We start from the raw sequence: 7925 nt of genomic DNA, 5'->3' as shown, positions 1-7925 counted from the left end.
CCGGAGTCTCGGCGAAGACCGTCTCCAACGTCCTCCTCGACCGCCCGCATGTCTCGGCCACGACCCGGGCCAGGGTTCAGGCCGCGATCGAGGAGGTCGGCTACGAGGCGGGACATGCCACGAGCCAGGCCGGCCGTGGGCTCGCCTCCGGCCGGACCGGCCGGATCGCCGTCGTCGTCCCGAACCTCTACCAGCCGTACTTCGCGGAGAACGCCGAGCGCCTCATCCTCGCCCTGGCCGAGCGCGGGTTCACCAGCACGCTGCGGATCGCCCCCAGCAGCGCCGGCGAACGCGACGCCGTCCTCGGCGTGACGACCACCGACGTCGACGGCGTCATCATCTGCCCGCACCACCTGTCCGATGAGCTGCTCGCCGGTGCCGCCCCGCGGCGCCCGGCGGTGGCCCTCGGTGGCGCTCCGATCAAGACGCTTGACTCTGTGTTGATGGGGGAGCACGCGGGCTTCGTGGCGATCACCCGGCATCTGCTTGCCACCGGCCGGCGCCGGCTCGCGTTCGTGTGGAACGGTCCGGTTGGCGCCGTCCCGACAGGGGACCGGTACGCCGGGTTCCTCGCCGCGCTGGAGGAGTACGGCATCGAGCATGACCCGTCGCTCGTCGCCAACAGTTCGGACTGGGACCGCAGGGCCACGGGTTACGAGGCGATGGTGGGGCTGCTGCGGCGCTCCGGCCCCAGGTTCGACGCCGCGGTGTGCGTCAACGACACGATGGCCGTGGGCGTGCTGAAAGCCCTGCACACGCACGGGATCCGCGTCCCTGACGACGTCGCCGTCACCGGCTTCGACGACACGGACGAAGGCGAGTTCACCATCCCGTCGCTGTCGTCGGTGAGTCCTGATCAGGGCTCGATGGTGGCCGCCGCCGTCCACCTGCTCATCGAGCGTCTCGACGGTTACGACGGCGAGGCCCGACAGGTGCACACCGGTGTGCACCTGCTGGTCCGCGACTCGTCCGCGCTGGTCTGACCCACCCTTCACCCCTTGATCCGGTGACTTGTCGCCTTCTTTGTCTTGTCGTTGACATCGCTGAAGGAGCGCCCCTAACATCGCTGAAACATTCACCGAGATCCGGGTCACACCCTCCGTCCCCCCTTAGGAGGACCACATGGCCACCCCACCGGTTCTGTCCCGCCGTGCCTTCGTCGTCGCGGCCGGCCTCACCGCACTCGCCGGGTGCTCCGGCAAGGACTCGACAAGCGATCCGAACACGCTGCGGATCGCGGTCACCAAGCATCCGTTGACCAAGCCGATGAGCACGATGGAGTGGCCCAAGCAACTGGAGAAGATCGCTGGAGTGAAGATCCAGTGGCAGGAGATCTCGGCCGACTGGGACCAGAAGAAGTCCACCATGCTGGCGGCCGGCGACGTGCCGGACTTGATCGTCGGTACGAACGGGATCACGAATTCCGACATGGGCACATACCGGACGCTGTTTGAGAACCTGGCCGACGACCTGGACGCGTTGCCGAACGTGAAGGCGTTGTTCGCGGCGAAGCCGCAGCTGAAGTCGATGGCCACGTTGTCCACCGGCGAGATCTACTCGATCCCGGGCTACAAGCGGTTCTGGCCGACGACCGTCACCCACCAGTACATCAACAAGCAGTGGCTCGACCGTCTCGGCCTGAAGGTGCCGACCACCTGGGACGAGTTGTACACCGTACTCGTCGCGTTCAAGGAGGAGGACGCGAACGGGAACGGTGACAAGAACGACGAGATCCCGATGGACTGGTCGCCGGTCGGCACGGGCGGCTTCGGGTACTTCCAGCCCAGTGTGCTGCTCGGCAGCGTCGGCCTGCCGATCGCGGGCGGCGGTGGCCAGGGCTATTTCCTCGAGGACGGCAAGGTCGGCAACTTCCTCGTCGACGAGCGCTACAAGCGAGTGATCCAGTTCCTCCATCGTTGCTACGCCGCGGGCCTGGTCAGCAAGAACGTCATGACGCAGGACTATTCGGCGTACCAGGCGGTCGGCCGCGGTTCCGGTGACGTGGCCAGGGTCGGCTTCAGCTGGGGCTGGACGGCCAGCGACCGGTTCGGTGCCCAGCTGGCCGACCAGTACGTCGCGATGGCGCCGCTGCTCGCGGAAGCCGGCCAGACGACCCCGGTGACCTGGACGTACGACTCCAACAGCGAGAACTTCCCGTCGAACCAGATCGTCATGTCCGCGAAAACGAGCAACAAGCAGGCAGCGCTCAAGGTCATCAACGCCTTCTACGACAAGGAGATGTCGCTGCAGGTGCTGTGGGGCGATCTCGGCCGGTACGTCAAGAAGGTCAGCGACAAGGAGTACGAGGTGCTCCCGCCGGCCGACCCCAAGACCGACCCGTCGACCTTGAAGTGGACGGTCACTCTCGCGGACAACGGCCCGCTCTGGATCCGGGACGACATCGAGGTGAAGCTGCCGGCCGACCTCGACGAAGCCGTCGAACAGACGAAGCCGCTGCTGAAGGCGCTGGCGAACATGGACGTGAAAAAGGACGTCTACCCCTTCCAGTTCGTCCAGATGACGCCTGACGACACGAACCAGCTGACGCTGAACAACACCACGATCCTCAACAGCACGATGACGAAGTTCGCCGAGTGGATCACCAAGGGCGGCATCGAGGATCAGTGGGACAAGTACGTTCAGCAGGTCCAGAACGCCGGCCTGCAGAAGAACATCGACGTCTACCAGCGCTACTACGACGAGTACGTGAAGACGCACTGATGACGGAATCACTTGTGGCGGCTCGCGAGCCGGTGGCCGGCGCCCGGAGACGAGCCGGTCTGGGTGCCGGCCGGCATGTCAGCAGGTACTGGCAACTGTGGCTCATGGTCCTGCCGGCCGTGGGGTTCATCGCCCTGTTCATGTACGTCCCGATGTACGGGATCCAGCTGGCCTTCCGGGAGTTCGACTTCACCGCGGGTCTCGCGGGTGGCAAATGGGCCGGCCTGAAGTACTTCCAGCAGTTCTTCGACAGCCCGCTGTTCTGGCCGTTGCTGCGGAACACGTTCGTCATCAGCATCACCACGCTCGTGGTGGGGTTCATCGCGCCGATCATGCTGGCGCTGATGATCAACCAGATCGCCGGTGGCCGGCGCAAGAAGTTCATGCAGACGGCGACGTACCTGCCGCACTTCATCTCGATCGTCGTCATCGTCGGAATGCTGCAGGCGTTCCTCAACCCGTCCACCGGACTGCTGACCCAGGTCTTCTCCTTCTTCGGTCTCGACGACGTGAACCTCCTCGGCGACACGTCGGCCTTCGTGCCGGTGTACGTGATCTCCGACGTGTGGCAGCACTGCGGGTGGAACAGCATCATCTACCTCGCCGCGCTGTCGCGAGTCGACCCCCAGCTGTACGAGGCGGCCAAGGTGGACGGCGCGAACCGGCTGCAGCTCATCCGGCACGTCGACGTCCCGAGCATCGTGCCGACCATGGTGATCCTGCTCATCCTCACCATGGGCGGCGTACTGAACACCGGTTTCGAGAAGGTGTGGTTGATGCAGAACACCCTGAACCTGCCGGTGTCCGAGGTCATCGCGACATATGTGTACAAGATCGGCATCTTCAGCACTCAGTTCAGCTACGCCACCGCGATCGGCCTCTTCAACACGGTCATCAACTTCGTGTTCCTGATCGCCGCGAACGCGATCGCCCGCCGCGTATCGAACTGGAGCCTGTGGTGAGCGCGACCAACCCGCAGAGCAAGGGATTCTTCCGCAACAAGGCACCGGCCGACGTCGTCTTCATGCTCGCGCTCGGCACGATCTGCGTGGCGGTCCTATTCGCGGTGATCTATCCGGTCTACTTCGTGGTGATCGCGTCCGTGAGCAATCCGTCGCTGACTTCCACCGGCGAGGTGTGGTTGTGGCCGAAAGGCGTGAGCTTCTTCGGCTATCGGGAGATCTTCAACGACGATCGGATCTGGACGGGCTATCGCAACACGTTGCTCTACAGCGTGGCCGGAACCGCGCTGAACCTCGTCGTGACCATCCCGGCGGCGTACGCCTTGTCGCGGCCGGAGTTCCGTCCGCGGCGGATTCTCATGTTGTTCTTCGTGTTCACGCTGTTCTTCAACGGCGGTCTGATCCCGACGTACCTGCTGTATCGCGATCTCGGCCTGCTGGACAACTGGCTCGTGTTCGTCCTGCCGTCAGCGGTGAACGTCTACAACCTCATCATCGCCCGCGCCTTCTTCGAGCATTCCCTGCCGAAGGAGCTGTTCGAGGCGGCGTTGATCGACGGCGTGTCCTACCTGCAGTACTTCGCCAGGGTAGCGCTGCCGTTGTCCAAGGCGATCATCTCGGTGATCGGCCTGTACTACCTGGTCCAGCACTGGAACGACTTCTTCACCGGGCTGGTGTTCGTCCGAGACAACGCCCTGCAGCCGCTGCAGATCGTGCTGCGTGACATTCTCCTTTCCAATCAGGCGTTCGCCGGCGGCGCCGGAACCGGCGGAGGCAGCGGCGTCGGCTACGACCAGCAATATGCCGACCAGATCAAGTACGGCGTGATCGTCGTCTCGAGCCTCCCGGTCCTGGTGCTCTACCCGTTCCTCCAGCGCTACTTCGAGAAGGGCGTCCTCATCGGGTCGGTGAAAGGCTGATGAAACGCGTCCTCACCTGGCACACGAGGGCGGGCGAGGTGGGCCTGCTGCTGCTCAAACTGCACCTGCTGTGGGTGGTGTGGGGTCTGGCCGGTGGCATCGTGCTCGGCGTCTTCCCCGCGACCGCCGCGGTCTACGGCGTCGTCCGCGGCGAGTTCCTGCAGTCAGCCCAGCCGTCAATGGGGCCTCGCGAGTTCCGCCGGATCTGGCGGCAGGAGTTCCGCACGGCCAACGTGGTGGGCTACGTCTTCGCGACGGCTTGGGCGGTGCTCCTGCTGGACCGGCACCTGCTGGAAACCGCCGACCTCGGTGTCGTCGAGCCGCTGCTCGGCGCGGTGCTCTGGCTGGTGACGCTGTTCGTGTCGTGCATGACCGTGAACGTCTGGATCCTCGCTGCCCACTTCGCTGAAGGACCGTTCGCGCTCGTCCGCCGGAGCGCGATCCTCGTCCTCGCCCGCCCGGTCCTGGCGCTTGTCACGCTGCTCGTGGCCGGCGTGATCCTCTGCGTGTACTACCTGGTCCCGGGGCTGGTCCCGGTCTTCGGCGTCGCCGTACCGGCCTTCGCCACTTTCGCCTACGTCTGGGGCACCGCGGTCCTCCCCCCGGCTCGGGGCTCGTGACGGTCTGCCCGCGACATGTCCAGCCATTTCACGACCACTTCGTTTGGAGCCCTCATGACCATGACCTCTGCCGCTGCCGTGCGTGCCCGCCACCCGCTGCCGTTGACCGCGGTCACGATCGATGACCGGTTCTGGGCGCCGCGCCGCGAGTTGATCCGTACCCGTACGTTGCGGCACCAGGAAGGCCAGATGCGCCGGCCCGGTCAGCAGTTCGACGCCCTGACCCTGTCCTGGCGGCAGGGGGATCCGCATGAGCCGCACATCTTCTGGGAAAGTGACGTCGCCAAGTGGATCGAGGCCGCCAGCTACTGCCTGGCCACCACCGACGACCCCGAGCTCGACCGGGCCGTCGACGAGGCCATCGAGCTCCTGGCCGGTGCGCAGCAGGACGACGGCTACCTCAACGCGTACTTCACCGTCGTCAAGCCGGGACAACGGTTCACCGACCTCCGCGACGCCCACGAGCTGTACTGTGCCGGTCATCTCATCGAGGCCGGCGTGGCTCACTTCGAGGCGACCGGGAAGACCCGGCTGCTCGACATCGTGCGCCGCTACGCCGACCTGATCAACACCGTCTTCAGCCCTGACGGCCCCTGCGCCGGCGGCTACTGCGGGCACCAGGAGATCGAGCTCGCGCTGGTCAAGCTCTACCGCGCGACCGGCGAGCGCCGCTACCTCGAGCTCAGCCGGCGGCTCATCGACTGGCGCGGACAGCAGCCCAGCTACTTCGAGGCCGAGCTACAGCGCCGCGGCACCCCCGGCTACTTCGGCACCAGGCTTCCCCAACGGCCCGGGGAAACGCGGCGATTCCGGGAGTACAACCAGAGTCACCAGCCCGTGGCCGACCAGGCCGAGGCCGTCGGCCACTCGGTCCGCGCCATGTACATGTACAGCGCGATGACCGACCTGGCCGGCGAGTACGACGACGACCGGCTGCTCCAGGCCGTACGGCGACTGTGGACCAACCTCACGACCAAGAAGCTGTACGTCACCGGCGGGATCGGCTCCGACCCCCGCATCGAAGGCTTCGGACCCGACCACCACCTGCCCGACGCCCACGGCTACGCGGAAACCTGCGCCGCGATCGGCCTCGTCCAGTGGGCGCAGCGGATGAGCAACCTCACCGGCCACGGCCATTACATCGACACCCTCGAACGCGCCCTCTACAACGGCGTCCTCAGCGGCGCCTCCGCCGACGGCACCCACTACTTCTACGGCAACCCCCTCGCCAGCGACGGCACCGCCGCCCGGCAGGAATGGTTCGAGTGCGCCTGCTGCCCGCCCAACCTCGCCCGGCTGCTCAGCGAACTCGGCCGCTACATCTACGCCCAAGGACCCGACGAAGCCGTCATCAACCTGTACGTGGCCGGCACCGCCCGCTTCACCCTCGCCGGCGGTGAGGTCACCCTCCGCCAAGACACCCGCTACCCCCAGGACGGCCATCTCACGGTCACCGTCACCCCCACCGGCGACGAGACGGAGTTCACCCTCGCCATCCGCATCCCCGCCTGGAGCCCGCAACCCACCGTCACCGTCAACGGCGAACCCGTCCACCAGCCCGTCCTCCGCGACGGCTATCTCACCCTCTCCCGACCCTGGCGGGCCGGCGACAAGGTCGAGATCGACCTCGGCATGGAAGTGCGCCGTACATGGGCGCACCCCGCCGTCGCCTCGGCCGCCGGCAAACTCGCCCTCGAGCGCGGGCCGGTGGTGTTCTGCGTGGAGGGCGTCGACCATGACGGCGCCGTACACAACCTCGCCCTCGCCCGCGACGTCCCCATCCGCGCGATCCCCGACGAGCGGACCGGCGTTGTCACCCTGCACGCCGACGCCACCGCCGAGGCCGCCGCGGACGGCGAGCTATACGGTGACCGCCCACTTGGCCGACGGGGCGTCACGCTGACCGCCGTGCCCTACTTCTCCTGGGGCAACCGCGGTCTCTCCGACATGACCGTCTGGATCCGCGACGGCGGTCCCGCCCAGACTTCCGAGTATGTGGAGAGCTCGGACGGCCGCGGATAGCCGGCACCTGTGCGGGGCTGCCGGCGGCGATGATGCCCGAGCCGGTCGCCACAGCCTGTGGTTGCGGCTCGGCTACCAGGTCTGTCCGTCAGCCTTCGCCGCTGGGGGCGGTCTCGGCGAGCCGGTCGGCCAGGTAGCGGCGTTCGGCCTCGGTGGGGGCCAGGGCCAGCGCCTCGCGGTAGGCGCCCGCGGCCTCGGCGAGGCGGTTGAGGCGGCGGAGCAGGTCGGCGCGGGTCGCGGGGAGCAGGTGGTACCCGGTCAGCTCGCCCGAGGAGTGGAGGGTTTCCACCAGCTCGAGTCCGGCTGCGGGGCCGTCGGCCATCGCCACCGCCACCGCCTGATTCAGCCGCACTACCGGAGACGGTACGACCTGTGCCAGCCGCCGGTAGAGCCCGGCGATCTGTGCCCAGTCGGTATCGGCCGCATCGAGGGCCGTGGCGTGGCAGGCGGCGATGGCGGCCTGCAGTTGGTAGGGCCCGAACCGGTCACGTCGAAGGGCCGCCTGCAGGACGGCGACGCCCTCGTCGATCTCGCCACGGTCCCATCGCGTACGGTCCTGGCGATCCAGGGTCACCAAGTCACCGGCGGCGTCGACGCGAGTCGCGCGGCGGGAGTGGTGGAGCAACATGAGCGCGAGCAGGCCGTGCGCCTCGGGCTCGTCGGGCATCAGCCGTGTCAGC

The 7925-nt window shown here is 67.0% G+C and carries 7 protein-coding genes; 6 read left to right on the top strand and 1 reads right to left on the bottom strand.

What is annotated here, in order from left to right; translation table 11 throughout:
- From AB0J09_RS49055 to AB0J09_RS49030, 6 genes are all read left to right on the top strand, one after another.
- On the top strand, positions 1–983 hold a 983-nt coding region (locus AB0J09_RS49055), incomplete at its 5' end, for a LacI family DNA-binding transcriptional regulator (RefSeq protein WP_360707703.1).
- Between the two features lie 139 nt (positions 984–1122).
- The gene (locus AB0J09_RS49050) at positions 1123–2721 is read left to right on the top strand and encodes a hypothetical protein (protein ID WP_360707700.1); all 1599 of its coding nucleotides are present in this window, start codon (positions 1123–1125) and stop codon (positions 2719–2721) included.
- Positions 2721–3683 carry an ABC transporter permease subunit gene (locus AB0J09_RS49045; protein ID WP_360707697.1) on the top strand — a complete coding sequence of 321 codons (963 nt, stop codon included), beginning with the start codon at positions 2721–2723 and terminating at the stop codon, positions 3681–3683. The genes AB0J09_RS49050 and AB0J09_RS49045 overlap by 1 nt, the downstream gene beginning before the upstream one ends.
- A complete protein-coding gene (locus tag AB0J09_RS49040; RefSeq protein ID WP_360707695.1) occupies positions 3680–4603 on the top strand; it encodes a carbohydrate ABC transporter permease in 924 nt (307 codons plus the stop codon). The genes AB0J09_RS49045 and AB0J09_RS49040 overlap by 4 nt, the downstream gene beginning before the upstream one ends.
- Positions 4603–5223 carry a DUF624 domain-containing protein gene (locus AB0J09_RS49035; protein ID WP_360707692.1) on the top strand — a complete coding sequence of 207 codons (621 nt, stop codon included), beginning with the start codon at positions 4603–4605 and terminating at the stop codon, positions 5221–5223. The genes AB0J09_RS49040 and AB0J09_RS49035 overlap by 1 nt, the downstream gene beginning before the upstream one ends.
- A 54-nt stretch (positions 5224–5277) precedes the next feature.
- Positions 5278–7245: a beta-L-arabinofuranosidase domain-containing protein gene (locus AB0J09_RS49030; RefSeq protein ID WP_360707690.1), complete on the top strand. Its 1968-nt coding sequence runs from the start codon at positions 5278–5280 to the stop codon at positions 7243–7245.
- Between the two features lie 88 nt (positions 7246–7333).
- On the opposite strand, the gene AB0J09_RS49025 is transcribed toward AB0J09_RS49030, so the two are convergent.
- A partial coding sequence (locus AB0J09_RS49025; RefSeq protein ID WP_360707687.1) for a DUF6596 domain-containing protein occupies positions 7334–7925 on the bottom strand: 592 nt, incomplete at its 5' end.

It is taken from the genome of Nonomuraea sp. NPDC049784, from assembly GCF_040659615.1.
Lineage (GTDB): Bacteria > Actinomycetota > Actinomycetes > Streptosporangiales > Streptosporangiaceae > Nonomuraea.
Note: the sequence above shows the minus strand (reverse complement) of the source record. Positions and strands in the feature narration are given on the sequence as shown.